Genomic DNA, 25,362 nt, shown 5'->3' with positions numbered 1-25,362 from the left:
TGTTCTCAGATTGAGTTGTTCTCAACCTGAGAGAGTGAGTGCCGTGAACGAGCAGGACTTCCTCGCCGGCTACGACCCCCGGGACTACCCGGCGGTCGCGGTCACCGTCGACGTGGTCGCGCTGACCATCCGCGAGGGCGCGCTGCACCTGCTGCTGATCCGGCGCGGCGCGCCGCCGTACGCGGGACACTGGGCGCTGCCCGGCGGCTTCGTCCACCCGGACGAGGACCTCACCGCCGGCGCCCGGCGCGAGCTGGCCGAGGAGACCGGGCTCGGCGGCGACCGGCTGCGCCGGGTGCACCTGGAACAGCTCGGCAGCTACGGCGCCCCCGACCGCGACCCCCGCATGCGGGTGGTGTCGATCGCCCACCTGGCGTTCGCCCCCGACCTGCCCGACCCGGTGGCCGACACCGACGCCGACGAGGCGATCTGGCTGCCGGTCACCGCGCTGACCAGCCGACAGCTCGCCTTCGACCACGGCCGGATCATCGACGACGGGCTGGAGCGGGCCCGGTCCAAGCTGGAGTACACGCCGCTGGCCACCCGGTTCCTCGCCCCCGAGTTCACGATCACCGAGCTGCGCGCGGTCTACGAGACGGTCTGGGGGCACCCGCTGCACGCCGGCAACTTCCACCGCAAGGTGCTCTCCGTGCCCGGCTTCGTGGAGAGCACCGGCGCCAGCACCGAACGCGGCGGCGCGCGCGGCGGCCCCCGCGCCAAGCTCTACCGCGCCGGCGACGCCCGGCTGCTGCACCCGGCGCTCCTGCGCCCCGCCCGGGAGGAGACGGTGCGATGAGGACCGAGGAGGCGATCCGGCTGGTCACGGCCGCGCGCACCGACGCCGACCTGTTCGGCACGCGGGAGCCGGCCCGTCGCTACCGCGAGCTGGTCGGCGCGCTGCACCCCGACCGGCTGGGCGCCGCCAACCCGCTGGTACGCGCTGCCGCGGCCGACGCGTTCCTCACCGTCACCACCCGGTGGCGCACCCCCGCCCCCGCGTACACCGGCGACGTCGCCACCCTGCACGAACGTAAGGAAGGGCCCCCTGTTAACGCCTCCGGTAGAGGAGGGGCCCCTTCTTATCACCTGGCCAAGGTCTGCCGGCACCCGAGCGACAACGACCTGATGGCGCGCGAGGCGCGCGCGTTGCGCCGGATCGCCGAGCGGGGCGATGCCCGTCACCTCGCGTACGTGCCCCGGCTGGTCGACTCCCACCCGGCGCGGGACCCGTCGACGGGCGTGGAACGGCTGGTCAACGTGCTGGCCACCCCGCCCGGGCTGCGCAGCCTGGAGGACGTGCGCCGGGCGTACCCGGACGGGGTCGACCCGCGCGACGCGGCCTGGATGTGGCGGCGGCTGCTCGTGGCGCTCGGCCTGGCCCACCGGGCCGGCGTGGTGCACGGCGCGGTGCTGCCCCGGCACGTGCTGATCGAGCCGGACGCGCACGGCCTGGTGCTCGTGGACTGGTGCTTCTCGGCCGAGCCGGGCGGGCTCGTGCCGGCGCTGGTGCCCGGCCACGAGGACTGGTATCCGCCGGAGGTCGCCGCCAAGCGGCAGTGCGGCCCGGGCACCGACATCGCGCTGGCCGCCCGCTGCATGACCTGGCTGATGGGCGACCGCGCGCCGCGCGAGCTGCGCGCCTTCGCCGACGGCTGCCAGGGCACCGCGCTCGCCACCCGGCCCGACGACGCCTGGCGGCTGCTGCGCGAACTGGACGAGGTGCTGCACCGGCTGTACGGCCCGCGCACCTTCCGACCCTTCACCCTCAACCCGTAGGGAGGCTGCCATGGGCAGTGGAATCTGGTCCACCGACGTGTACGACGCCGCCGACCGCTACCGGCGCCGCACCGGCAAGAGCGCGTTCTCCTACAGCGACAGCGGCGCCCGCACGGTGCACCCGGCGCTCGACCCGCGCGACGCGCTGCGGCAGAGCCGTGACTCGGCCGAGCACCCGCAGTCGACGCCGATCGCCGTGCTGTTCGACGTCACCGGCTCGATGGGGCACGTGCCCCGGGTGCTGCAGAGCAAGCTGCCGCAGCTGCTGGGCCTGCTGCTGCGCCAGGGGTACGCGAAGGATCCGCAGGTCATGTTCGGCGCGATCGGCGACGCCACCTGCGACCGGGTGCCGTTGCAGGTCGGGCAGTTCGAGTCCGACAACCGGATGGACGACGACCTCGGCCGGATCGTGCTGGAGGGCGGCGGGGGCGGCCAGATGATGGAGTCGTACGAGCTGGCGCTCTATTTCATGGCCCGGCACACGGCCACCGACAGCTGGGAGAAGCGCGGCCGGCGCGGCTACCTGTTCATCATCGGCGACGAGTTGGCGTACCCCCGGGTGAAGGCCGGCGAGGTGGCCCGGCTGATCGGCGACGACCTGCGCGAGGACGTGCCGGTCCGGCAGATCGTGGACGAGGTGACCGCCCGCTGGGACACCTACTACCTGCTGCCCGCCGGCAGCCACTACGCCGGCAACCGCAAGGTGCTCGACTTCTGGCGCGGCCTGCTCGGGCAGAACGCGGTCGAGCTGGACGACCTGGACGCGGTCTGCGAGACGATCGCGCTCACCGTCGGCCTCGGCGAACAGGCCATCGACCTGGACGACGGGCTGCGCGACCTGGACCGGGCCGGCTCGACCGCCACCCGGACGGTCTCCCGGGCGCTGGCCCGGCTCGGCTCCGGCCGGCGGGCGGTGGCCACGCTGCCGCCGTTCACCCCGACCAACGGCGGAAGCGGGGTCACCCGGCTGTGAACCACGTGATGGTGGTCGACCTCGGCTACGGCGACGCCGGCAAGGGCACGGTCGTCGACCTGCTCTGCGCCACCCGGCCGGTGCACACGGTGGTCCGGTTCAACGGGGGCGCGCAGGCGGCGCACAACGTCGTCCTGCGCGACGGGCGGACGCACACGTTCGCGCAGTTCGGGGCCGGGACGTTCCGCCCCGGCGTACGGACCCACCTGGCCCGGCACGTCGTGGTGGACCCGCTGGCGCTGGCCGCCGAGGCCGACCACCTCGCGGCGGTCGGAGTGCCCGACGCGCTCGACCGACTGACCGTGGACGGGGAGGCGCTGCTGGCCACCCCGTACCACCGGGCCGCCAACCGCGCCCGGGAGATCGCCCGGGGAGCCGACCGGCACGGCTCCTGCGGACTCGGGGTGGGCGAGGCGGTCGCGTACGGCCTCGCCCACCCCGACGAGGCGCCCCGGGTGGCGGACTGCCGCCACCCGGCGGTGCTGCGCCGTCGGCTGGCCGCGCTGCGCGACCGGCTCACCGCCGAGCTGGGGCCGCTGGACGCGCCGCCGGTGGACGACTGCCTGCCCGCGTACGCCGCGTTCGCCGACCGGGTGGCGATCGTCGACCGGAACTGGCTCGCCGGGGCGCTGCGCGCGGGCACCTGCGTGTTCGAGGGCGCGCAGGGGGTGCTGCTGGACGAGTGGCACGGGTTCCACCCGTACACCACGTGGAGCACCACGACGTTCGCCAACGCCGAGACGCTGCTCGCCGAGGCGGGGATGGCCGGCACCGCGCAGCGGCTCGGGGTGCTGCGGGTGACCACCACCCGACACGGCCCGGGGCCGCTGGTCACCGAGGACCCGGCGCTGCCGTTCGCCGACCCGCGCAATCCGACCAACCCGTGGCAGGGGCGGTTCCGGTTCGGGCACTTCGACGCGGTCGCCCACCGGTACGCCCTCGACGTGACCGGCGGCGTGGACGGGCTGGCGCTGACCCACCTCGACCTGGCTGGCCCCGAGCTGCGGATCTGCCGCCGCTACGACGGGGTCGACCGGCTCGTCCCCGGGCCGGCCGGTGACCTGGGGCGCCAGGCGGCGTTGACGGCCCGGCTGATACGGGCCCGGCCGGTGTTGGACGAGGCGCCGGACGACTGGCCGGCGGCCGTCTCGGCGGCGCTCGGCGCGCCCGTGCTGCTCACGTCGCACGGCCCCACCGCCGAGGAGAAGGAAGGGCCCCTTGTTAACGCCTTTTGTATAGGAAGGGCCCCCGCTTAACACCCCAGCGCCGAGCATGGGAGGCATGGGGGACGTGCTCGACCTGCTGCACCACACGGTGACCTCGCCGTGGGTGTACCTGGTGATCATCGCGGTCACCGCCGTCGACGCGTTCTTCCCGGCGGTGCCGGGCGAGACCGTGGTGATCACCGCTGGGGTGTTCGCCGCCGGCGGCGAGCCGAACCTGACCCTGGTGATCGTGACCGCCGCGCTCGGCGCGCTGATCGGCGACCACGTCTCGTACGCCATCGGGCGCGGTGGGGGCGCGCACCGGCTGGCCCGGCTGCCGGCGGACAGCCGGCGGCGGGCGAGTTCCGAGTGGGCCCGCCGGGCGGTGGACCGGCGCGGCGGGATGATCCTGACCACCGCCCGGTACGTCCCCGGCGGCCGGACCGCGGTCACGCTCACCATGGGCGCGGTCCGCTACCCGACGCGCTCGTTCCTGCTCTACGACGCGCTGGCCTGCGGCACCTGGGGGATCTACTGCGGGCTGCTCGGCTATTTCGGTGGGCTGGCGTTCGAGCACAACCCGGTCACCGCCCTGCTCGCCGGCGTCGGCCTCTCGTTGGCGGTCACCGGGCTGTTCGAGGCGGCCCGGTGGGCCCGCCGTCGGGCCCGCGCCGGGGCCGCCCGCCGCTGACCGGTGCCGTCACTCCAGCAGGTCGGCGTCGTGCACGAGGATGGCGAGCTGCACCCGATTGGCCACGCCGAGCTTGGCCAACGCGCGGCTGACGTGCGTTTTCACGGTCGCCTCGCTGGCGCCGACCCGGCGGGCCACCTCGGCGTTGCCGTCACCCCGGGCCACCTCGCGGACGATCGCCGCCTCCCGGTCGGTCAGCCGGGCCAGTCGCTGCCGGGCGGCCTCCCGCCGCGCCGGACCGCGCTCGGCGAAGGAACTGATCAGCCGCCGGGTCACGGACGGGGCGAGCATGGCGTTCCCGGCGGCGACGGTCCGTACCGCGGCGGCGAGTTCCCGGGGCGGCGTGTCCTTGAGCAGGAAGCCGACCGCGCCGGCGCGGAGCGCCTCGTGCACGTACTCGTCCAGGTCGAAGGTGGTCAGCATGACCACCTTCGGGCCCGCGGCCACGATCGCGGGGGCCGCGGCCAGCCCGTCGAGGCCGGGCATGCGGACGTCCAGCAGCACCACGTCGGGCCGCAGCCGCTCGGCGGCGGCCCGCGCCTCGGTCCCGTCGGCGGCCTCGCCGACCACGGCGATGTCCGGCGCGGCCTCCAGAATCAGCCGCAGCCCGGCACGGATGAGCTGCTCGTCGTCGGCGATCACGACCCGGATCACGTCGCCTCCCCGGCCGGCATCAGCGCGTGCAGCAGGAATCCCCCGTCGGGGGTGGGTCCGGCCGTCAGACGTCCACCGGTCAGCTCGACCCGTTCCCGCAGGCCGACCAGTCCGAGCCCGGCACCGGGCAGCACCGGGCCGGTACGGGCGGACTGGTCGTTGCGGACGGTGACCTCGATCCCCTCGGGCAGGTGCCGCAGGCGGACGGCGACCGCCGCGTCCGGGGCGTGTTTCCGCACGTTGGTCAGCCCTTCCTGGACCACCCGGTGCACGGTCCGGGCCACCGCGCCCGGCACCGGGCCGGGTGCCACCTCGTCGGTGAGGCTCACCCGGAGGCCGGCCGCGCGCGACTCACGTACCAGTTCGCCGACCGCGTCCCGACCGGGTAGCGGCAGCGGCGGTTCCTGACGCAGCACGCCGAGCACCTCCCGCAGGTCGGTCAGCGCGGCCCGGCCGGTGGACCGGATCAACGCGGCCGTCTCGACGGTGGCCGGGTCGGCGGTGGTCACCTCCAGCGCGCCCGCGTGCACCACCATGAGTGAGACCCGGTGCGCCACCACGTCGTGCATCTCCCGGGCGATCCTGGCCCGCTCCTCGGCGCGGGCCCGGTCGGCTCGCGCCTCCTGCTCCCGCTCCAGCCGCTCGGCCCGGTCCCGCAGGGCGGCCAGCGCGTCTCGCCGCGCCCGGATCCAGAGCCCGACGATCGCCGGGGCGATCACCAGCCAGGCGTAGAACACCACCGCGTTCCCGGGGGTGGCCATCACCAGGCGGCGTTCGCCACCCACCGCGCTGCCGACCGCCACGCCGACGAGCATGACCGGGAACGTGCCGAGCAGGTACGCGGCGAGCTGCCGGCCGCGCAGGCCGGTGCCGGCCCGCCAGGACGCGACCACGACGGCCGCCCAGGCGGCCAGGACCAGCCAGCACACGGCGGCCGCGGCGGGGAGCACCCAGCGGCGTGACGAGAGCACCGAGGCGCCCGTGGCCAGCGCGAGCAGGACGATCACCGCCGTCGGCAGCGACGAGCGGACGCCGAGCCCACCGGTCGCCGAGGCCCAGGTGGCGGCGGCCACCGCCCCGGCCAGCAGCACCGGCAGGTGCGGTTCGACGCGCCGGACGGCGCCCGGCCAGGTGGTCACCCCGCGAGCCTAGGCCCGGTCGGCCCGCGACGGGACCGGGCTCGGGGAGGGTTGGGTGCCGACCCCGAGACCACCTCGGGGTACGGCACGACGAAAGTGGACCCCCGGGGCAGACCGTCGACAGATTCCACCCGCCACCGCCCCGACCAGCATCGACGTCATGGATGCCGCTCTCGAACTGCTCCACGACACGATCTCGTCGCCCTGGGTCTACCTGGCCCTGTTCGCCATCGCGGTGGTGGACGGGTTCTTCCCCGTCGTACCGAGCGAGACCGCCGTCATCACCGCCGGTGTGTTCGCCGCGACCGGCCAGCCCGACCTGCCGCTGGTGATCGGCGTGGCCGCGCTCGGCGCGCTGGTCGGCGACCACGTCTCCTACGCGATCGGCCGGCACGGCGGCGCCCGGCTGCTGGACCGTGTGCCCCCGGACGGTCGCCGGCGGGCCGCGGTGGACCGGGCCCGGCGGGGCATCGCGGTACGGGGTGGCCTCATCCTCACCGTGGCCCGGTACGTGCCGGGTGGCCGGACCGCGGTCACCCTCACCATGGGGGCGACCCGGTTCCCCCGGCGGCGGTTCCTCGCCTTCGACGCGCTGGCCGCCGCCACCTGGGGCACCTACTCGGCGTCGGTGGGCTACCTGGGCGGGCTCGCCTTCGAGCAGGACCCGATCCGCGGCCTGCTGTTCGGGCTGGGGCTGGCCCTCACCGTGACGCTGGTGGTGGAGGTGGTGCGCTGGGTCCGGGGCCGCCGGGCGGCGCGGATCCGCGCGGCGCGGGTGTTAAGAGGGGACCCCTCCTCTACCGCAGGCGTTAACAGGGGGCCCTTCCTTACACCTCCCCCGGGTGCCAGGTGACGCCGCGCAGCAACTGGTCGGCGCCGAGCCAGGCCACGTTCATCATCCGGGTGGCGGTCTTCTCGGCGTCGGCCTCGGGGTGGTCGGCCAACCAGTCGGCGAGCGACTCGGTGGCGCCGACCAGGGCGTACGCGACCACCTCCAGGTCGGTGGCGCCGACCTCACGGCCGGAGGCGCGCAGCGCGTGGTCGAGCATCCCGGCGACCACCTCGACCAGCCGGCCGCGCATGGCGGCCAGCTCGGCGGCGAACGGCTGGGAGCCGCGGGCCTGGCGGTAGAGCACGGCCCAGCCGTCGCGGTGCGCGCCGACGAACCCGAAGAAGGCGCGCAGCCCGCGCCACAGCCGCTCGTCGGCGGGCAGTTCCGGGGCGGCGGCCCCGGCGATCGCCTCCATCATCCGGGTGCCCTCGCGGTGCAGGCAGGCGACGAAGAGCTCCTCCTTGGTGCCGAGGTAGGCGTAGACCATCGGCTTGGAGATGCCGGCGTCGTCGGCGATCTCGTCCATGCTGGCGGCGTGGAAGCCCCGGCGGGAGAACACCTTGACCGCCGCGTCGAGCATCTGCTGCTCACGGACGGCCCGGGGGAGGCGCTTGAAGGTCGGTGTGCTGGACACCCTTGCGAGCATACCTACTCGTGCGTAAGGTTACGCGGGAGTAACCAAAGTCGGCCCCGCCCGAGAGGTGCATTCCCCCATGACTGACTTCGACCCGGCCAACTTCGCGAACGTCGGCCCGAAGGAGTTCGCGCAGCTGGTCAAGTCCACCCCGGACGACAAGATCGCCGAGATCATGTCCGGCGAGGCGCGCGGCAAGATCCTCAGCGAGGTCTTCAACCGGATGCCCACGCTGTTCCGCGCCGACCGCGCCGGCTCCACCAACGCGGTCATCCACTGGAACATCACCGGTCGTCCGGACGGCGGCACCGACACCTACGAGATCGTCATCGAGAACGGCACCTGCACCGTCTCGGAGACCCCGACCCGGGACCCGAAGCTCAGCCTCACCATGGGCCCGGTCGAGTTCCTGAAGATCGTCTCGGGCGGCGCCAACCCGGTGATGATGTTCATGACCGGCAAGCTGAAGGCCAAGGGCGACCTGGGCCTGGCCGCCAACATCGCCAACCTGTTCGACATCCCCAAGGCCTGACCATGGCCGAGTTCTCGCTCGACCTGAACGAGGAACAGCGGGACCTTCGCGACTGGGTGCACGGCTTCGCCGCCGAGGTCGTGCGCCCGGCCGCGGCCGAGTGGGACGCCCGGGAGGAGACTCCCTGGCCGGTCATCCAGGAGGCGGCGAAGGTCGGCCTGTACGGGTTCGAGTTCCTCGCCACCTGCTGGGCCGACCCCACCGGCCTCTCCCTGCCGATCGCCAGCGAGGAACTCTTCTGGGGTGACGCCGGCATCGGCCTGAGCATCTTCGGCACCGCCCTCGCGGTCGCCGGGATATACGGCGCCGGCACCCCCGACCAGCTCGTCGAGTGGGTCCCGCAGTGCTTCGGGGACGTCGACTCCCCGGCCGTCGCCGCGTTCTGCACCACCGAGCCGGAGGCCGGCTCCGACGTCGGGTCGATGCGGACCCGCGCCGTCTACGACGAGGCCACCGACGAGTGGGTGCTCAACGGGCAGAAGGCGTACGCCACCAACGGCGGCATCGCCGGCGTGCACGTGGTCACCGCCTCGGTCGAGCCGGAGCTGGGCTCGCGCGGGCAGGCCGCGTTCGTCGTACCCCCGGGCACGCCCGGCCTCAACGCCACCCGCAAGCTGCGCAAGCTCGGGCTGCGCGCCTCGCACACCGCCGACGTCTTCCTCGACGACGTCCGGGTGCCGGGCCGCTGCCTGCTCGGCGGCAAGGACGCCCTGGACGAGCGACTGGCCCGGGCCCGGTCCGGACAGCGCGCCTCCGGCCAGGCCGCGATGCGGACGTTCGAACTGTCCCGCCCGACCGTCGGCGCGCAGGCGCTCGGCGTGGCCCGCGCCGCGTACGAGTACGCCCTCGACTACGCCAAGGACCGGGTCCAGTTCGGTCGGCCGATCATCGAGAACCAGGCGGTCGCGTTCGCGCTCGCCGACATGAAGATGGAGATCGACGCCGCCCGGCTGCTGGTCTGGCGGGCGTCCTGGATGGGCCGCAACAACCGGCCGTTCACCGCGGGTGAGGGCTCGATGTCCAAGCTCAAGGCCGGCGAGGTGGCGGTCTCGGTGACCGACCGGGCGGTCCAGCTCCTCGGCGGGGCCGGCTTCCTGCGCGACCACCCGGTCGAGCGCTGGTACCGGGACGCCAAGATCTACACCATCTTCGAGGGAACCTCCGAGATCCAGCGACTGGTCATCTCCCGGGCCATCTCCGGGATGCAGATCCGCTGATCGCCGGCGGACCCCGCCCGACCCGCGACGGCACGCCGTGCCGGGCGTACCCCGTCGCGGGTCGGGCCGCCGGTCCGTGACCGGCGTGGCCACGACCGCGGGTGTCCGCAGGTTGGGCTGATGATCACGCCGGCTGGGCGGACGAACCGCCCGGATGCATGATCGGGAGACCACGAACGCGAAGGAGGCTGCGCCTTGGACCTGCCGTTCATCGTCGCCACGCTCACCCGACGCGGACTGCTGACCCCGGGCCGCCCGATCCGGGTGGCCTCGCAACTGAACGCGCTGCGCCGCTGGGGCTGGAGTCTCGCCGGCGAGCTGCGCCAGGCTGCCGCCCGCGACCCCGGGCGCGTCGCCGTCGTCGACGAGCACGGCGCCGCCTTGACGTACCAGGACCTGCTGGACCGGTCGGAGCGGCTGGCCCGGTCCCTGCGGGCCGGCCTCGGCGTGCGGACCGGCGACCGGGTCGGCCTGCTCTGCCGCAACCACCACGGGCTGATCGAGGCGATCGTCGCGACGATGCTGCTCGGCGCGGACGCCGTCCTGGTCAACACCGGCCTCTCCGCCGCGCAGTTGGCCACCGTCACGGAGGAGCAGGGCCTGCGGGTCCTGGTGCACGACACCGAGTTCGCCGAACGTGTCCTCGGTCTCCCGGCCGAGCTGCACCGCGTCGACGAACGGCGGCAGGAGGAGCTGATCGCCGGCGCGGTGCCCGGAGACCGGCTCCAGCCCCCGGAGCGCGACGGCCGGACCATCGTGCTGACCTCCGGCACCACCGGCACGCCCAAGGGCGCCCGCCGGCCCACCCCGCACGGCTTCGGCCCGCTGGTGTCCATCATCGACCGGATCCCGCTGCACGCCCGGGACACCGTGATGATCGCCGCGCCCCTCTTCCACACCTGGGGATACGCCGCCCTCCAGGTCTCCTTCGCGCTGCGCGCCACGGTCGTGCTGCACCGCCGCTTCGACCCGGCCGCCACGGTGGCCGCGCTGGCCGCGCAGCCCTGCGACGCGCTCTTCGCCGTACCGGTGATGCTGCAACGGCTCATGGAGGTGGCGCCGCCGCAGCCCCGGCCGCCGCTCAAGGTGGTCGCGGTCAGCGGCTCCGCCCTGCCGGGCAACCTGGCCACGGCCTTCATGGACCGCTACGGCGACGTGCTCTACAACCTCTACGGCTCGACCGAGGTCTCCTGGGCGTCCATCGCCGGCCCGGCCGAGCTGCGGGCCGCGCCCACCACGGCCGGCCGACCGCCGCACGGCACCCGGCTGGAGATCCTGGACGAGGCGGGCCAGCCGGTCCACGACGGCCAGGTCGGGCGGATCTTCGTGGGCAACGAGATGCTCTTCGAGGGCTACACCTCCGGCGCCGGCCGGGAGAGCCGCGACGGCCTGCTGGACACCGGTGACCTCGGGCGACTGAACCCGGACGGCCTGCTCTTCGTGGACGGGCGCGCCGACGACATGATCGTCTCGGGCGGGGAGAACGTCTTCCCCTCCGAGGTGGAGGATCTGATCGCCCGGTTGCCGCAGGTCCGCGAGGTCGCGGTGATCGGCGTGCCCGACCCGGAGTACGGCCAGCGACTGGCCGCGTTCCTGGCGCTGCGGCCCGGCGAGACGCTCGATCCGGAGGCGGTCCGCGAGTACGTCCGGCACTACCTGGCCCGCTTCTCCGTGCCCCGCGACGTGGTCTTCGTCAAGTACCTGCCGCGCAACGCGACGGGCAAGGTGCTCGGACGGGAGCTGCGCCGGTACTTCGGCTGATCGGCTGACCACACGGGACGGACACCGGATGACCCCCGGTGTTACGTTCTCCCCGGTTTCAGCGGGTGAGCGGGATCCGGCGCTGTGGGCACGCGCGGTCTCCTTCGACCGCCCATCCTCCGGGGCGGCCTGCCCATCCACGCCGACCGCGACCAGGACGCGATCCGCTGGCGGGAGCGCAACCGCTACGACGTCAGCTACGTGACCAGTCTCGACCTGCACTCCGGTCGGCTCGACCCGTCCCGGCACCGGGCGTGGCCCACGGTGACCCGGCGCGACCTCGACCGACCCGAGCAGGCGTGGCTCGGGGTGCGGTACAACGGCATCGGGCTGAGCCCGCGGCCGCTCGTGGTCCGCTCGGCCGAGCCGCACCACCTAGGGGTCCGGTCGCGGGGTTCCACCGAGGACCGACCGGGGTGCGGTGCGGGTGTCACCCGGATGCCCCCGCCCACCGGGGACGACAGGATCGACGACATGAAGATCATGGATGTCACCCGTCGCCGCGCGGTCGCCGCCGCGCTGGCAGGAGCCCTGGTCGCCACCGTCGTACCGGGCGTCGCCCTCGCCGCGCCGTCCGGTGCCCACCGGCCCGACTGCGCCGTCGGCACCCTCGACCCGACCCCGATGCGGCAGGCGATCGCCGGATTACCCACCGGCGACGCCACGAGCGCCCAGGTCCGGATCATCACTCCCGACGGATGCTGGACCGGCACCAGTGGTGTACGCGCCCTGCGCGGGGCCGCCCCGGTGCCGCCGCACGCCCGGTTCCGCGTCGGCAGCGTCACCAAGGTGTTCACCGCCGCGGTGACGCTGCAACTGGTCGCCGAGGGACGGCTCGACCTGGACGGCACGGTGCAGCGGTACCTGCCCGGTCTGCTGCCCGCCGACTACCCGCCGGTGACCGTCCGCCAACTCCTGAACCACACCAACGGGATACCGAGCCCGACGCTGCCGGGCGGGATCGAGTGGCAGCTCGCCCACCGCTACGACCGGTGGACCCCGGAGCAGATCGTCCGCCTCGGCCTGCGCAACCCGCGCGAGTTCGAGCCCGGCACGGACCAGCACTACACCAACATGGGCTACATCGTGGCCGGCATGCTGATCGAGAAGGTCACCGGACACCCGTACGCCGAGGAGGTGCGGCGGCGCATCGCCCGGCCGCTCGGCCTGCGGGACACGTACGCGCCGGGCGACGACCCGCGTATCCGTGGGCCGCACGCCCACGGATACCAGGCCGTGGTCCGCGACGGCCGGACCGAGCTGGTCGACGCGACGGTGTGGAGCCAGACCTTCACCCCGGCCGCCGGCAACCTGATCTCCAGCCTGTCCGACCTGGACACCTTCATGACCGCGCTGTTCGCCGGCCGGGTGGTGCCCGAGCCGTGGCTGACCGAGATGTTCACCTTGCCGGTGCTGGCCGACGATCGCACGGGCGAGTACAGCGCCGGACTGACCGCCATGCCGGTGGGTGGGCAGACCCTGTGGCTCAAGACCGGCAGCCGCTACGGCTACCTCGCCGGCGTCGCCGCCACCCGGGACGGCCGGTTCCGGGTGGAATACTCGATCACCGCGACGGACGCGAAGAGCGGGGAGCTGAGCCGGACCGCCCAGGCCGTCATCGGCGCGGCGCTCGGCATGCTGCCGCCCGCAGCGCCACGGCCCACGGTCAGCCCGGGATCGTGATCCGGCCGTCCACCGCCGCCGACGCGATGTCGCCCCGGTGGTGGGCGCCGGCCAGCTCGACGCCGCGTACCAGCGCGTACGCGGCGTCGCGCGCGGCGGCCAGGTCCGCGCCGATGGCCGTACCGCAGAGGACCCGGCCGCCCGCGGACCGCAGCGTGCCGTCGGCGTCCCGGCGGGTGCCGGCGTGGATGATCCCGGCACGGTCCGCGCCGGTGATCACGTCACCGGTACGCGGACCCGCCGGGTAGCCCTCGGCCGCGACCACGACGGTGACCGCCGCGCCGTCGCGCCACCGCAGCGGCGGATGCCCGGCCAGCGTGCCGGTGGCGGCGGCGTGCAGCAGCCCGGCCAGCGGCGTCTCCAGCATGGCGAGCACGACCTGGGTCTCCGGGTCGCCGAAGCGCGCGTTGAACTCGATCACGCGGGGGCCCTTGGCGGTCATCGCCAGGCCCACGTAGAGCAGGCCGGCGAACGGGGCGCCCCGGCGCCGCAACTCGGCCAGCGTCGGGTGCACCACGTCGCGCATCACGTCGTCGACCAGGCCCGGCGGGGCCCACGGCAACGGCGTGTAAGCCCCCATGCCGCCCGTGTTCGGCCCGGTGTCGCCGTCGCCGACGCGCTTGAAGTCCTGCGCCGGCAGCAGCGGCAGGGCGGCCTCGCCGTCGGTGACCACGAAGAGCGAGACCTCGGGACCGTCGAGGTACTCCTCGATCACCACCCGGCCGCACTCGGCGGCGTGCCGCTCGGCGGCCGCCCGGTCGTCGGTGACGACCACGCCCTTGCCGGCGGCGAGCCCGTCGTCCTTCACCACGTGGGGCGCGCCGAACTCGTCCAGCGCCCGGGCGACGGCCGCCGCGTCGGCGCAGGTGTACGCACGTGCGGTCGGCACGCCGGCGGCGGTCATCACGTCCTTCGCGAACGTCTTCGAGCCCTCCAATCGGGCCGCTTCCGCACTCGGGCCGAACACCGCGATGCCCTTGGCGCGTACCGCGTCGGCCACCCCGGCCACCAGCGGCGCCTCCGGCCCGACGACCACCAGGTCGGCCGCCACGTCGACGGCGAGCGCCGCCACGGCCGCCGGATCGGTGGCTGTCACCTCCCGCAGCGACGCGACCTCGGCGATCCCCGGATTACCCGGAGCCGCGACGAGCGCCTCGACGGCCGGATCCGCCGCCAACCCGAGCGCGAGCGCATGCTCCCGCCCACCACCACCCACAAGAAGAACCCGCACGACCGGCATCCTACTGACCCCCACCTCCCACCCCGTCGATCAAGGAGTTTGCGTCCCAGAATCCCGCTCCTGCCGATGCGAACTCCTTGGTCAACAGGCTCGGCGCAGGGCCTGTCGGACCGTGGCCGGGATGTAGTCGGGGCGGAGGGTGTCGGCCCAGGTGAAGCGCAGGATGCGCCAGCCGGCGTTGACGAGACGGTTCTGTCGGAACCGATCGGCGAATACCGCGTCCGGACTCAGATGCGACACCCGGCCATCGGCCTCCGCGATCAGCCGCGCACAGTGGATGGTCGCGGCCGATTGGAGGCCGCCGATGCCGTGCAGCTCGGCGGCGGTGTCCAGCACGGCCACCGCGCCCGGACCCAGGCTCGCGACCGTGGCGCGGATCCGGGTGCGCCGCAGGGCGGCCGCCGGCGGATCTGCCATCGGCAGGTAGCAGCCACGCGACAGCCGGATCCAGCGCCCGGACCGGACCAGGTGACGGACCCGGTCCCGGCTGAAGCCGAGCCGCACAGCCTGCGCCGCCGTCACGAACCCGCCCTGCCGGACAACCGCGCGCCTCAGTTCGTCGAACTCACCCACCCGCGCACATTCCCGCAGGCCGCCCACCCATCAAAACCCCTGTGGGCAACCCTGTGGAAAGCCCTGCCCACCCGGTCCCGGCCCGATCCGTTGATCAAGGAGTTTGGGTCTGACTCCGCGCGGAATCCGACGCGAACTCCTTGATCAACAAGGCGGGGTGAGGGGCCCCCGGGGGGGGTGGGGGTGGGGGTGGGGGTGGGGGGTTAGGGGAGGAGGGGGTGGCGGAGGACGTTTTCTTCTCGGCCTGGGCCTACGCCTACCACGCTCACGCGGGTGCCGGTGAGTTCCTCGATGCGGGCGATGTAGCGCCTCGCGTTCTCGGGGAGCTCCTGCTCGGTCCTCGCCTTGGTGATGTCCTCCCACCAGCCGTCGAGCTCTTCGTAGACCGGCGTCGCGTGGTGGAAGTCGGTCTGCGTCATCGGCATGTCGTCGAAGCGCTCGCCGTTGATCTCGTACCCGACGCAGATCGGCACCTTGGCCAGACCGGTCAGCACGTCCAGCTTGGTGACCACCAGGTCGGTGACGCCGTTCAGGCGGCACGCGTAGCGGGCCACCACGGCGTCGAACCAGCCACAGCGGCGCTCCCGGCCGGTGGTGGTGCCGTACTCGTGGCCGATCTTGCGCAGGTGCTGCCCGTTCTCGTCGAACAGCTCGGTCGGGAACGGACCGGAGCCCACCCGGGTGGTGTACGCCTTGCTCACCGCGATGACCTTGGTGATCGCGGTCGGCGGGATGCCCGCGCCCACGCACGCCCCGCCGGCGGTGGGGTTCGACGAGGTGACGAACGGATAGGTGCCGTGGTCCATGTCGAGCATGGTGGCCTGGGCGCCCTCCAGCAGCACGGTCTCGCCGCGGTCCAGCGCGTCCCAGAGCATCACCCGGGTCTCCGCGATGTACGGCCGCAGCCGCTCGGCGTAGCGCAGGTATTCCTCGACGGTCTCCTCGACGTCGATCGCCTTGCGGTTGTAGACCTTGAACAGCAGCTGGTTCTTCTCCCGGAGCGCCAGCTCCAGCTTCTTGCGCAGGATGCCCGGGTCGAGCAGGTCCTGGAGCCGGATGCCCATCCGGGCGACCTTGTCGCCGTACGCCGGGCCGATGCCCCGACCGGTGGTGCCGATGCGGGAGCTGCCCAGATAGCGCTCGACCACCCGGTCCAGTGCCCGGTGGTGCGGCATGATCAGGTGCGCGTCACCGGAGATGCGCAGCCGGGAGACGTCCACGCCGCGCTCGGCGAGCCCGTCGATCTCCTCCAGCAACACCTTCGGGTCGACGACCACACCGTTGCCGATGACGATCATCGCGCTCGGCGAGAGCGCGCCGGACGGCATCAGGTGCAGCGCGTACTTCTGGCCGTCCGGCGTGATCACCGTGTGGCCGGCGTTGTTGCCGCCGGAGTAGCGCACGACGTAGTCGACCCGCTCACCCAGCAGGTCGGTAACCTTGCCCTTGCCCTCGTCGCCCCACTGGGCGCCGAGGAGCACGATCGCTGGCATCTTCTCGCCTCCAGAAGGCTCGGGTGCCAGGCGGCGACCGGTCAGCGAGCCCGGGGTGTCAGGCTAACAAGTAGTGACGACGGGACCGGCAGGGGTTCGTCGAGAAGCAGGAGGCTCCTTCGTGTACGACGTGGTGCTGCTCACCCTCGGCTCGGAGCGGGACGCTCCCGGCGAAGGCTGTGGCAGTGGCGGGGCCTGCTGCGGTGGCACGGACGACGGTGTCGCCACGACCGACCCGGAACGCTGCGAGACGCCCCGCGTGCCGGTGCTGGCCTGCGCGGACGCGCTGACCGCCCGCGGTGCCCGGGTGACCACGGTGACCGCCCGCTCGGACGCCGAGATCGACGAGGTGCTGGCCCGCCTGGACGGCCCGGCCCGCGCCGACGGCCTCACCTGGCCCGACCAGGACGGCAAGACCCGGCTGGTGGTGGCCACGGCCAGTGACGCTCAGTTGCGCGCCGTGCTGCGCCGCCTGGTGCGCCGGTACGCCCCGCCGCCCAGCCGCCGCCCGGCGGACCTGGCCGGGAACCGGACGCTGCCCGACCTGCCCCCGGTGGGCGTACTCCCGCTGGACCCGGCCCGATCCGGCACGGCGCGGGACCTGGCCGCGCAGCTCGGGCTGCCGCGCGACCCGGCGGCCGTGGCCACGGCGGTGCTCGACGGTACGGCCCGCCGGCTGGACCTGCTGCGCAACGACGGCGGCTCGGTGACGCTGGACGGCGCGCTGCTCGGCGCCGCCGACGACGCCGGCCGACCGCTGCACTGGCGGGGCCGCGTCGAGGTCGACGGCACGGTGCTCAGCGACGGCAGCGAGCCGATCACGGCCTGCGCGATCGGGAACGCCGGCGGCTACGCGCGCCTCGGCGAGGTGGACCTGCTGGCCGACCCGGACCCGACCGACGGCCGGGTGTCGGTGGCCGTGGCCGTGCCCGTGGTGACCCGGTCCGCGTTGGGCCGGAAGAAGGTCCGGCTGGAGGTACGCCGGGCCCGGGGACGGGCGGTGGCGGTCGTGCCCCGCGACGAGAAGGTGCCCTTCCTCGACGACGGTGTCGAGGGCGAGTTGAGCCGGAAGCGGTCCTGGTGGACCGAGCCCGGCGCCTGGGCGGTCTGGGCGGGCTGACCCCGGTCGATCCTCGCCCGGGTGGCCCGGCTGACCGGACCGCCTATCCTCGGCAGGGGGAATGGGGAGGAACCGTGGTGCACGAGAACGACGACCGGGCACACGTGCCGGGCCGACCGCAGGTGCCGGAGCGGGACGTCGAACCGCTCTGGCCGCCCGAGGAGACCGACGGCGTGGTCACCGCGCCGCCCTGGGCGGCGCCGGTCCAGCCGAACATGCCCTGGCCGCTCCCGTTCGGCGAGGCTCCCCCGCCGCCACCGGTCGTCCCGGCGCCCGAGGTGACCCGCCCGGCGGAGCCGGTTCCGCCGCCGGTCGTCCCGGCGCCCGACGCGACCCGCCCGCCGCCGGTCGACCTGGACCTCCCGTTCACGCTCGACCCGCCGGCCCCGGGCACCCCGCCGGCGCCGCGGGTCGACGCCCCGGCCGCGGCGGCCGCCCACGAGCCGCCGACCCCGCCCGGTTCCGCCGCGCCCGCGCCGGGGACCGACGCGCCGCCCGCCGCGCCCGCATCCGGGACCGATGCACCGCCCGCCGCGCCCGCGTCCGGGACCGACAGCGACGCGGCCGTGAACGGACGGGCCGAGTCCCCGTGGGCGCAGCCGCCCCAGCGCGCCGCGTCCGAGGCCGCCGGCCCGACGAACTCCTCCGACCCCGCAACCGCCGCCGGCGGACCGGCAGCCCCGAACCCCAGGCCGGCGACGGCGGGTCCCGGACCGACAGCCCTGGTCCCCGCGCATCCCGGCCCCGCGAGCCCTGACCCCGCGAACCCCGGCCCTCCGGGCCCCGGCCCCGGACCCGGACCCGGACCCGGACCCGGACCCGGACCCGGACCCGGACCCGGACCCGCGGGCACGGAACCGTTGACCGCCGGGCCGGTGCCCCCCGGACCCGTCAGCGCACGGCCGGCCAACGGTTCGGCTCCGGTCCCCTCGCCGTCGACGGACGGGCCCGGCGGGTCCGCGGAGGAGGCCGCGCCCCGGCTCGGTCCGTTCCCGCCGTCGCCGGGCGTACCGATGCAGCAGCCGCCCTACGGCAACGGCGCGGCCTATCCGCCGCCGGGGTACCCGCCGCAACCCGGCCAGCCCGGCTGGTACCCGCCCGGCTGGCCGCACCAGAACCCCACGCCGCACCAGAGCCCGCTGCCACACCAGAGCCCCGGGCCACACCAGGCCGCAGCGCCGCAGCCGGCCGTGGCGCCGCACCAGGCCGGACCCGTCCAGCCGCCGCACGCGCCGCCGGCTCCCGGACCGGCAGGCGCGCACCCGCAGCCGCCGTACCCGGAGCAGGGCTGGACGCCGCAGCAGGCCGCGCCGCCGACCGCCGAGGACTTCGCCCGCCGCCGCCAGGCCCGACCGGTCGACCCGGTGGCCACCATGGGGGTACGCGCGGTGGTGAACCGGATGGGACTGGTCCGGCTCGCGCCGGGCCGCCACGAGCAGGAGGTGAAGCGGGACATCGAGATGGTCCGCCGCAACTTCGGCGGACTGCGCCAGGTGACCGTGGTCAACCCCAAGGGCGGCGCCGGCAAGACGGTGGCCATCCTGCTGCTCGCCATGACGTTCGGCCAGAAGCGCGGCGGGTACGTGCTGGCCTGGGACAACAACGAGACCCAGGGCACCCTCGGCATGCGGGCGCAGCAGGACTTCCACGCCCGGACGGTGCGGGACATGCTGCGTGACCTGGCCCAGTTCCAGGGTCCGCACGGTCGCGTCGGCGACCTGTCGCAGTACGTCCGCTCGCAGGGCGAGGGCATGTTCGACGTGCTCGCCTCGGACGAGTCCGCGACCGGCGGCGAGATGCTGACCGCCGCCGCGTTCGCCGAGATCCGCGAGGTGGTCAGCCGCTTCTACAAGCTGATCTTCGTGGACACCGGGAACAACGTCCGGGCGCAGAACTGGCAGGCCGCCATGGACGCCACCGACCAGCTCGTGGTCACCATGTCGGCGCGGAACGACTCGGCCGAGACCGCCGCCCGGATGCTCGACCACCTGGAGCAGAGCGGTCGGCAGCGGTTGGTCCGGCAGGCGGTCACCGTGGTCTCGATGCCGCCGTCCCGCAAGGAGATCGACCTGCCGGCCATCCAGGCGCACTTCGCCGCGCGTACCCGGGCGGTGCTGCTGGCGCCCTACGAGCGGCTCATCGACACCGGCGAGCCGCTGCGGTACGGCCAGCTCTCCTCCGCCACCCGGGACGCCTGGCTGAAGATCGCCGCGTCGGTGGCGGAAGGGCTGTAGGACGGGCGCGACGGCCGGTGCCCGGGTCGGGACCGGCCGTCGCGGTGGTGGTCAGGCGCTGGCCAGCGCGTCCCCGGCGGCCGGGTCGCAGTCGCGGAGGAACTGGGCGCACCGGGCGGCCTCGTCCGCCTCGCCGATCTCGCCGGCGGCCCGGGAGAGCACGTAGAGGCAGCGCAGGAAGCCCTGGTTCGGGGCGTGCGACCAGGGCACCGGGCCGTGCCCCTTCCAGCCGCTGCGACGCAGCTGGTCGAGGCCCCGGTGGTAGCCGGTGCGGGCGTACGCGTACGCCGGGACGACCTGGCCCGCGGCGAGCGCGCGACCGGCGAGCGCCCCCCACGCCGCGCTGTAGGTCGGGAAGCGGGCCGCGACCTCGGCGTACGCCTCGTCGGTGCCCTGCTCGACCGCCGTCGCCAGCGTGGCGTCGGCCTCCTCGTCGGCCGGGAGCAGGGTGGCCGGGGGCTCAGGCAACAGGTTCTGCATCGCCCCATTCAACCCGCTTCGCCCTGGGGCGCGCGAGGGGGTCGGGCGGGTCGGGTGGCTGAACGGCTGAGGGTTTCGTCACGCGTGGGCGGGAGCTCACGTACCCGCGGCCCATGCCGCCGGCGTGGTTCTTGCACTACAACTACAGATCCGGAGCCTCCCCAGGACCCGGTTACGCAGGAGCCCGGCGGCGTGCCCGCCGGGCTCCTGTCCGTACCGCCCGGGTTTGCGACCTTGCCCGGCCGGGGCAGGATGATCGGGTGCCGACCCCACCACCCGCGGACGTCATCGAGCCGCACGCGCCTCACGTCGACGAGGTCCAGACCCGCACCGAGTTCGACCGACGGCTGGCCGGGGGGACCCTCGCCGGCCTGACCGTGCAGGGCCTCCGCCTCGACCTGGACCCGGTCCCCGACCTGCGCGCCGTGGACGTCGCCGGCACGCTCTTCGTGGGCTGCCGGTTCGCCGACCGGGAGGTGGGCGCCGACCTGGTCCGGCGCGGCGCCAACGTGGTCCCGCCGTTCTCCGGGTTGCCCTACCCGACCCAGCCGTCCCACCTCTACACGGCCGACGAACTGGCCGCCGGCTTCGCCGAGGGCGGGTTCACCCAGATGTACGACACCCGGGTGTACGCGCACTTCCGGGCGCACGGCGGGGCCCTGCCCGACGTCCGGGAGGCGCTCGGCCAACGGCTGCACGACCACGGCGTGGACAACGCGCTCGCCGACGCCACCCGCGCCTGGCTCGCCGTGCACGGCCCGCAGTCGGTGGTGGGGGTGATGGGCGGACACGCGGTCCCGCGCGGCAGCGTCGCGTACCGGATGGCCGCGGTGCTGGGCTGGGAGCTGGCGCGGGCCGACCGGCTGGTGGTGACCGGCGGCGGCCCGGGCGTGATGGAAGCGGCGAACCTGGGCGCGTTCCTCGCCGCCTGGCCGGCGGACGAGCTGTCCGCCGCGATCGACCTGCTCGCCGTCGCGCCGGACTTCACCGACCACGACCGCTACACGGCGGCGGCGCTGGCGGTGCGCAAGCGGTACGCGGACGGCCCGTCGCTGCCCTCACCCCGACCGGCGGCGCCCGACACGCAGTGGGCCCGGTCCGGCGGGCTGGCCATCCCCACCTGGCTGTACGGCCACGAGCCGGCGAACCTGTTCGCGGGCCGGATCGCCAAGTACTTCTCCAACGCCATCCGGGAGGACACCATCCTGCGCCTGGCCCGTGGCGGGATCGTGTTCGCGCCCGGCCGGGCCGGCACGGTGCAGGAGGTGTTCCAGGCGGCCACCAAGACGTTCTACGGCACCGACGGGGCGAGCGGGGCGTACGTCTTCCTCGACCGCGCGTTCTGGACCGCCGAGCTGCCGGTGGAGTCGCTGCTGCGGCCGCTCTTCGCCGCCTCCCCGTTCGGCGACCTGTCGCACACGATCCACCTCACCGACGACGTCCGCGAGGCCGTTGCGCTGCTCGTGCGCTGACCGCGCAAGGAAGGGCCCCTTATTAACGCCTCCGGTAAAGGAAGGGCCCCTTGTTAACAGCGAGCTGTTAACAAGGGGCCCTTCCTTACATGCGGGGTGTCACTTCATGGTGGTGCCGGTGGAGCGCAGGTGCTCGCAGGCCTCCACCACGCGGGCGGCCATGCCGGCCTCGGCGGCCTTGCCCCAGACGCGCGGGTCGTACATCTTCTTGTTGCCGACCTCGCCGTCGACCTTCAGCACGCCGTCGTAGTTGCGGAACATGTGGTCCGCGACCGGGCGGGAGAACGTGTACTGGGTGTCGGTGTCGATGTTCATCTTCACCACGCCGTAGTCCAGCGCCTCCCGGATCTCCGACAGCAGCGAGCCGGAACCGCCGTGGAAGACCAGGCTGAGCGGCTTGTCCTTGCCGTACTTGGCGCCCACCGCGTCCTGGATCTGCTTGAGCACCTCGGGGCGGAGCTTCACGTTGCCCGGCTTGTAGACGCCGTGCACGTTGCCGAAGGTCAGCGCCGCCATGTAGCGGCCCTTCTCGCCCAGGCCCAGCGCCTCGACCATGGCCAGGCCGTCCTCGACGGTGGTGTAGAGCTTGTCGTTGATGGCGTTCTCGACGCCGTCCTCCTCGCCACCGACGACGCCGACCTCGATCTCCAGGACGATCTTGCCCTTGGCGGCCTCGGCGAGGAGCTGCTCGGCGATCTCCAGGTTCTCCGCCACCGGTACGGCCGAGCCGTCCCACATGTGCGACTGGAACAGCGGCTCCTGGCCGTTCTTGACGCGCTCCTGGGAGATCGCCATCAGCGGCCGGACGAACTTGTCCAGCTTGTCCTTCGGGCAGTGGTCGGTGTGCAGCGCGATGTTCACCGGGTACTTCTTGGCCACCTCGTGCGCGTACGCGGCGAACGCGCTCGCGCCGGTCACCATGTCCTTGATCGACGGGCCGGACAGGTATTCCGCGCCGCCGGTGGAGACCTGGATGATGCCGTCGCTCTCCGCGTCGGCGAAGCCCTTGAGCGCCGCGTTCAGCGTCTGCGAGGAGGTCACGTTGATCGCGGGGTACGCGTACCGGCCGGCCTTGGCCCGGTCCAGCATCTCCGCGTAAGCCTCGGGGGAAGCGATGGGCATGTCGAACGCTCCTTACTTACCGCTCTCGGCCGTGCAGGCCGCTGTCTTCCATGGAGGCGGCCGTTCCGGCCGCTGACTTCCACGGGTACGCCGGACCGCGCTGTCCACCGCGGGCAGTATCCCGTAGGAGCGCCGGCAGGGCACAACCGACCCGGCGCCGGCTCACCGCTCCTCCAGGCGGTCCGGCACGACGACGCTGATCAGCCAGCTCACCACGGCGACCACGATGGCCCCCCAGAAGGCGGCCCAGAAGCCGTCCACGTGGAAGGGCAGCTTCAACAGGCCGGCGATCCAGTCGGTGAGCAGGAACAGCAGGGCGTTCACCACGAGCGCGAACAGACCGAGCGTGAGCAGGTAGAACACGCAGCCGAACACCTTGATGAGCGGCTTGAGCACGGCGTTGACCACGCCGAAGACGAGCGCCACCACGATCAGGGTGAACACGGTGGTGCCACCGTTGCGACCGGTCACCTCCACCCCGGGCACGATCAGCGTGGTGACCCACAACGCGATCGCGGTGATCGCCAGTCGGATCAGGAAGCCCACGTGACCATCCTGGCAGGGGCCACGCGCCGGGGAGGGGACAATCGCCGACTCCACCGTTCCGCCCGGCGCCGAGCGGAGGCCCGGACCAGCCCGTACGGTGGTGGTGGCAGACGCCCGCACGAGACGCAGGGAGGGACGATGGGTCAGCCCGACGAGGACTTCGCCCCGAGCCACCACCTCGCTCCGGAGGAGCGGGATCTCGAGGCGGAGCCGGCCGACGCGGTCGAGCAGGCCGCCTCGGCCACCCCGGACGACACCGACGGCGAACCGCACCGGGGCCTGGAGGTCGCCGACTGGGACGCGATGGAGCAGGCCCGGGTGGTCACCGCCGACGAGGACGACTACCGCTGACGCAGCGGCGTGACGTGGTCCGGGTGGGCGGCGGTCCAGCCGGCCACCCGGTCCGCGCGTAGCGCGTCCAGGAAACCCGGGGCGAGCGTCGGGTCCGGCTGCTCGAAGCCGCGGTCCGTCCAGTCGTCGTAGCGGACCGGCAGGCCGAGCGCGACCGGCTCAGCGGCGGTGGCCCGCGCGACCACCGACAGCAGCAGCGGCAGGGACGTCCCACCGGTGTCGACGGTCAGCCCCGGACCGATCTCACCGACCAACCGGCCGAGCCGCGCCGGGTCGGTCAGCGTCCCCCGCTCCCGCACCTGCCGCAGCAGGCCGGCCGCGTACCGGGTGGCGTTGCGGTCCCGGTCCAGCCCGCCGTCGCGCAGGCCGTACCGCTGGCGGAGCAGGTCCACCGCCCGGGCGCCGTCGAGCCGCTGGCAGCCGGCCGGGAACCGGCGGCCGGTGTGCACCGAGCGCACCTCCGCCGGCAGGCAGACCGGTACGCCGCCGACCTCGTCGGTCAGCTCGCGGGTCGCGGCGTAGGTCAGCACCGCGCCGGCGTCGACGCGTACCCCGGTCAGCCGGGTGACCGCCTGGCGGGTGGCCCGGTAGCCGGCGGCGAGGTCCCCCGACGCCGCGGCCCGGGAGAAGGTCGCGTTGATCTTGGTGGCGGCGCCGTCCGGCATGGGCACCAGCAGGTCGCGCGGGATGGAGACGAGGTAGATCCGGCTCCGGTCGGCCGGCACGTGCACCAGCAGGATCGAGTCGGCCCGCCGGTCCGGGCCCGCCTGGTCGACGCCGAGCAGCAGCACGTTCATCGCCCCCGTGGGGCTGGACGTCGGCGCCGCGGCCGGCGGGGCGGGCGCCGGCGGCCGGGGCGCGACCACGGTGAACCCGACCAGCGCCGTCGCGGTGACCGCCAGCGCGGTGCCGGCGAGGCGCACCCGGCGACGGCGGCGGCGACGCACCGCCGCCTGGTCGATGGCGGCGCGGACCGGGCCGGTCGGCGGGGCCAGCGCCTCGTGGCGGGCGAACGCGGCCCGCATCTCGTCCTCGATCATGAGCAGACCTCCACGTGTTCGGCTCGGAGGGTGGCCAGGGCGCGCGAGATGCTGGACCGGACGGTGCCGACCGCGCAGCCGAGCAGCTCGGCGATCTCCGCGTCGGGCAGGTCCTCGTAGTAGCGCAGCACCAGCGCCGCGCGCTGCCGGCGCGGCAACCCGGCCAGCCAGGTCCAGACCTGGTCCCGGTCCACCGCGGACTGCGCGTGGTCCGCCGGGGCCGGCACCGTCACGTCCGGCTCGCCGCGCAGCAGCACCCGACGAGCCCACGAGCCGCGCCGCCAGTCGACGAACTGGTTGGTCAGCATCCGGCGCACGTACCGTTCCGGCACGTCGCTGCGCGCCACCCGACGCCAGTTCAGCTGGACCCGGACCATGGTCTCCTGCACCAGGTCCTGGGCCTGGTGCGGGTCACCGGTCAGCATGACCGCGTACCGCAGCAGGGCGCCCAGCCGCGCGTCGGCGAACTCCTCGTACGTCACTGCACCTCCCGGTGTCCCGATTGGTGGACGGGTACGGGCGGCCGGAACGTTGCGGCAACCGTGATCAACCGTTCGGTCAATGTTCGCCGACCGGGGCAGCGGGTCGACTTAA

At 74.1% G+C, this 25,362-nt stretch carries 25 protein-coding genes; 14 read left to right on the top strand and 11 right to left on the bottom strand.

Annotation, left to right across the window (positions count from 1 at the left end; all coding sequences use genetic code 11):
• Nucleotides 1-43: 43 nt before the first annotated feature.
• From O7600_RS19495 to O7600_RS19475, 5 genes are read left to right on the top strand one after another with little or no spacing between them, the layout of a single operon-like run.
• Nucleotides 44-796, top strand: a complete 753-nt coding sequence (locus O7600_RS19495) for an NUDIX domain-containing protein (RefSeq protein ID WP_281594205.1) — start codon at nt 44-46, stop codon at nt 794-796.
• Nucleotides 793-1,776, top strand: a complete 984-nt coding sequence (locus O7600_RS19490; RefSeq protein WP_281589357.1) for a serine/threonine protein kinase — start codon at nt 793-795, stop codon at nt 1,774-1,776. The genes O7600_RS19495 and O7600_RS19490 overlap by 4 nt, the downstream gene beginning before the upstream one ends.
• Nucleotides 1,777-1,786: 10 nt before the next feature.
• Nucleotides 1,787-2,749 (top strand): hypothetical protein, encoded by a 963-nt coding sequence (locus O7600_RS19485; protein WP_281589355.1) that lies wholly within the window; start codon nt 1,787-1,789, stop codon nt 2,747-2,749.
• Complete coding sequence (locus tag O7600_RS19480) at nt 2,746-4,005, top strand: adenylosuccinate synthetase (protein WP_281589353.1); 1,260 nt, start codon at nt 2,746-2,748, stop codon at nt 4,003-4,005. The genes O7600_RS19485 and O7600_RS19480 overlap by 4 nt, the downstream gene beginning before the upstream one ends.
• Before the next feature lie 25 nt (nt 4,006-4,030).
• Nucleotides 4,031-4,645, top strand: coding sequence for a DedA family protein (locus O7600_RS19475; RefSeq protein WP_281589351.1), 615 nt, complete (start codon nt 4,031-4,033; stop codon nt 4,643-4,645).
• Nucleotides 4,646-4,654: 9 nt separating this feature from the next.
• Here the strand turns inward: O7600_RS19475 and O7600_RS19470 are convergent, their stop codons facing one another.
• Together O7600_RS19470 and O7600_RS19465 are read right to left on the bottom strand one after the other, a co-directional pair.
• Nucleotides 4,655-5,299 carry a response regulator transcription factor gene (locus tag O7600_RS19470; protein WP_281589349.1) on the bottom strand — a complete coding sequence of 215 codons (645 nt, stop codon included), beginning with the start codon at nt 5,297-5,299 and terminating at the stop codon, nt 4,655-4,657.
• Nucleotides 5,296-6,438 carry a histidine kinase gene (locus tag O7600_RS19465; protein ID WP_281589347.1) on the bottom strand — a complete coding sequence of 381 codons (1,143 nt, stop codon included), beginning with the start codon at nt 6,436-6,438 and terminating at the stop codon, nt 5,296-5,298. The genes O7600_RS19470 and O7600_RS19465 overlap by 4 nt, the downstream gene beginning before the upstream one ends.
• A gap of 160 nt (nt 6,439-6,598) precedes the next feature.
• Between O7600_RS19465 and O7600_RS19460 the strand changes: the two genes are divergently transcribed.
• Nucleotides 6,599-7,291 (top strand): VTT domain-containing protein, encoded by a 693-nt coding sequence (locus tag O7600_RS19460; RefSeq protein ID WP_281589345.1) that lies wholly within the window; start codon nt 6,599-6,601, stop codon nt 7,289-7,291.
• Here the strand turns inward: O7600_RS19460 and O7600_RS19455 are convergent.
• Nucleotides 7,266-7,904 (bottom strand): TetR/AcrR family transcriptional regulator, encoded by a 639-nt coding sequence (locus O7600_RS19455; protein WP_172967875.1) that lies wholly within the window; start codon nt 7,902-7,904, stop codon nt 7,266-7,268. The two genes, O7600_RS19460 and O7600_RS19455, sit on opposite strands and share 26 nt — an antisense overlap.
• A gap of 79 nt (nt 7,905-7,983) precedes the next feature.
• On the opposite strand from O7600_RS19455, the gene O7600_RS19450 reads away from it, so the two are divergent.
• From O7600_RS19450 to O7600_RS19435, 4 genes are all read left to right on the top strand, one after another.
• On the top strand, nt 7,984-8,436 hold the full coding sequence (locus O7600_RS19450) for an SCP2 sterol-binding domain-containing protein (protein WP_091565780.1): 453 nt from the start codon (nt 7,984-7,986) through the stop codon (nt 8,434-8,436).
• A gap of 2 nt (nt 8,437-8,438) precedes the next feature.
• Complete coding sequence (locus O7600_RS19445; protein WP_091565785.1) at nt 8,439-9,653, top strand: acyl-CoA dehydrogenase family protein; 1,215 nt, start codon at nt 8,439-8,441, stop codon at nt 9,651-9,653.
• 195 nt (nt 9,654-9,848) lie between these two features.
• Nucleotides 9,849-11,414, top strand: coding sequence for an AMP-binding protein (locus O7600_RS19440; protein ID WP_281589340.1), 1,566 nt, complete (start codon nt 9,849-9,851; stop codon nt 11,412-11,414).
• A gap of 84 nt (nt 11,415-11,498) precedes the next feature.
• Complete coding sequence (locus O7600_RS19435; protein ID WP_281589338.1) at nt 11,499-13,097, top strand: serine hydrolase domain-containing protein; 1,599 nt, start codon at nt 11,499-11,501, stop codon at nt 13,095-13,097.
• Here the strand turns inward: O7600_RS19435 and purD are convergent.
• The 3 genes from purD to O7600_RS19420 all read right to left on the bottom strand — a co-directional run bounded on the left by purD (nt 13,081) and on the right by O7600_RS19420 (nt 16,403).
• Nucleotides 13,081-14,328 (bottom strand): phosphoribosylamine--glycine ligase, encoded by a 1,248-nt coding sequence (purD, locus tag O7600_RS19430; RefSeq protein ID WP_281589336.1) that lies wholly within the window; start codon nt 14,326-14,328, stop codon nt 13,081-13,083. The genes O7600_RS19435 and purD overlap by 17 nt on opposite strands.
• 90 nt (nt 14,329-14,418) lie before the next feature.
• The gene (locus O7600_RS19425) at nt 14,419-14,937 is read right to left on the bottom strand and encodes a type IV toxin-antitoxin system AbiEi family antitoxin domain-containing protein (RefSeq protein WP_281589334.1); all 519 of its coding nucleotides are present in this window, start codon (nt 14,935-14,937) and stop codon (nt 14,419-14,421) included.
• 176 nt (nt 14,938-15,113) lie between these two features.
• The gene (locus O7600_RS19420; RefSeq protein WP_281589332.1) at nt 15,114-16,403 is read right to left on the bottom strand and encodes an adenylosuccinate synthase; all 1,290 of its coding nucleotides are present in this window, start codon (nt 16,401-16,403) and stop codon (nt 15,114-15,116) included.
• A gap of 121 nt (nt 16,404-16,524) precedes the next feature.
• Here O7600_RS19420 and O7600_RS19415 point away from each other — a divergent pair, with 121 nt between their 5' ends.
• Nucleotides 16,525-17,523, top strand: a complete 999-nt coding sequence (locus O7600_RS19415) for a hypothetical protein (protein WP_281589330.1) — start codon at nt 16,525-16,527, stop codon at nt 17,521-17,523.
• Nucleotides 17,524-17,597: 74 nt separating this feature from the next.
• A complete protein-coding gene (locus tag O7600_RS19410) occupies nt 17,598-19,757 on the top strand; it encodes a chromosome partitioning protein (RefSeq protein WP_281589329.1) in 2,160 nt (719 codons plus the stop codon).
• 51 nt (nt 19,758-19,808) lie between these two features.
• Here O7600_RS19410 and O7600_RS19405 read toward each other — a convergent pair whose 3' ends face one another.
• Nucleotides 19,809-20,237, bottom strand: a complete 429-nt coding sequence (locus O7600_RS19405) for a DUF3151 domain-containing protein (RefSeq protein WP_091565804.1) — start codon at nt 20,235-20,237, stop codon at nt 19,809-19,811.
• Between the two features lie 260 nt (nt 20,238-20,497).
• Here O7600_RS19405 and O7600_RS19400 point away from each other — a divergent pair, with 260 nt between their 5' ends.
• Nucleotides 20,498-21,709: a hypothetical protein gene (locus tag O7600_RS19400; protein WP_281589326.1), complete on the top strand. Its 1,212-nt coding sequence runs from the start codon at nt 20,498-20,500 to the stop codon at nt 21,707-21,709.
• A gap of 99 nt (nt 21,710-21,808) precedes the next feature.
• Here the strand turns inward: O7600_RS19400 and fbaA are convergent, their stop codons facing one another.
• Together fbaA and O7600_RS19390 are read right to left on the bottom strand one after the other, a co-directional pair.
• Nucleotides 21,809-22,831: a class II fructose-bisphosphate aldolase gene (gene fbaA / locus O7600_RS19395; RefSeq protein WP_174530199.1), complete on the bottom strand. Its 1,023-nt coding sequence runs from the start codon at nt 22,829-22,831 to the stop codon at nt 21,809-21,811.
• A gap of 162 nt (nt 22,832-22,993) precedes the next feature.
• Entirely contained in the window at nt 22,994-23,377 is a 384-nt protein-coding gene (locus O7600_RS19390) for a phage holin family protein (protein WP_091565815.1), read from the bottom strand.
• 138 nt (nt 23,378-23,515) lie between these two features.
• Between O7600_RS19390 and O7600_RS19385 the strand changes: the two genes are divergently transcribed.
• The gene (locus tag O7600_RS19385) at nt 23,516-23,728 is read left to right on the top strand and encodes a hypothetical protein (RefSeq protein ID WP_174530197.1); all 213 of its coding nucleotides are present in this window, start codon (nt 23,516-23,518) and stop codon (nt 23,726-23,728) included.
• Here the strand turns inward: O7600_RS19385 and O7600_RS19380 are convergent.
• The gene (locus O7600_RS19380) at nt 23,719-24,768 is read right to left on the bottom strand and encodes an LCP family protein (protein WP_281589320.1); all 1,050 of its coding nucleotides are present in this window, start codon (nt 24,766-24,768) and stop codon (nt 23,719-23,721) included. The two genes, O7600_RS19385 and O7600_RS19380, sit on opposite strands and share 10 nt — an antisense overlap.
• Nucleotides 24,765-25,250 carry a SigE family RNA polymerase sigma factor gene (locus O7600_RS19375; RefSeq protein WP_281589318.1) on the bottom strand — a complete coding sequence of 162 codons (486 nt, stop codon included), beginning with the start codon at nt 25,248-25,250 and terminating at the stop codon, nt 24,765-24,767. Before O7600_RS19375 ends, O7600_RS19380 begins: the two co-directional genes overlap by 4 nt.
• Nucleotides 25,251-25,362: the final 112 nt, after the last annotated feature.

Source organism: Micromonospora sp. WMMA1998, from assembly GCF_027497375.1.
Taxonomy (GTDB): Bacteria; Actinomycetota; Actinomycetes; order Mycobacteriales; family Micromonosporaceae; genus Micromonospora; species Micromonospora sediminicola.
Note: the sequence above shows the minus strand (reverse complement) of the source record. Positions and strands in the feature narration are given on the sequence as shown.

Excerpts from the sequence above, each read along its gene's own strand:
- O7600_RS19380 (WP_281589320.1), bottom strand. The coding sequence starts at position 24,768 with ATGATCGAGGACGAGATGCGGGCCGCGTTCGCCCGCCACGAGGCGCTG.
- O7600_RS19405 (WP_091565804.1), bottom strand. The coding sequence starts at position 20,237 with ATGCAGAACCTGTTGCCTGAGCCCCCGGCCACCCTGCTCCCGGCCGAC.
- O7600_RS19420 (WP_281589332.1), bottom strand. The coding sequence starts at position 16,403 with ATGCCAGCGATCGTGCTCCTCGGCGCCCAGTGGGGCGACGAGGGCAAG.
- O7600_RS19445 (WP_091565785.1), top strand. The coding sequence starts at position 8,439 with ATGGCCGAGTTCTCGCTCGACCTGAACGAGGAACAGCGGGACCTTCGC.
- O7600_RS19475 (WP_281589351.1), top strand. The coding sequence starts at position 4,031 with ATGGGGGACGTGCTCGACCTGCTGCACCACACGGTGACCTCGCCGTGG.
- fbaA (WP_174530199.1), bottom strand. The coding sequence starts at position 22,831 with ATGCCCATCGCTTCCCCCGAGGCTTACGCGGAGATGCTGGACCGGGCC.
- O7600_RS19450 (WP_091565780.1), top strand. The coding sequence starts at position 7,984 with ATGACTGACTTCGACCCGGCCAACTTCGCGAACGTCGGCCCGAAGGAG.
- O7600_RS19490 (WP_281589357.1), top strand. The coding sequence starts at position 793 with ATGAGGACCGAGGAGGCGATCCGGCTGGTCACGGCCGCGCGCACCGAC.
- O7600_RS19460 (WP_281589345.1), top strand. The coding sequence starts at position 6,599 with ATGGATGCCGCTCTCGAACTGCTCCACGACACGATCTCGTCGCCCTGG.
- O7600_RS19385 (WP_174530197.1), top strand. The coding sequence starts at position 23,516 with ATGGGTCAGCCCGACGAGGACTTCGCCCCGAGCCACCACCTCGCTCCG.
- O7600_RS19485 (WP_281589355.1), top strand. The coding sequence starts at position 1,787 with ATGGGCAGTGGAATCTGGTCCACCGACGTGTACGACGCCGCCGACCGC.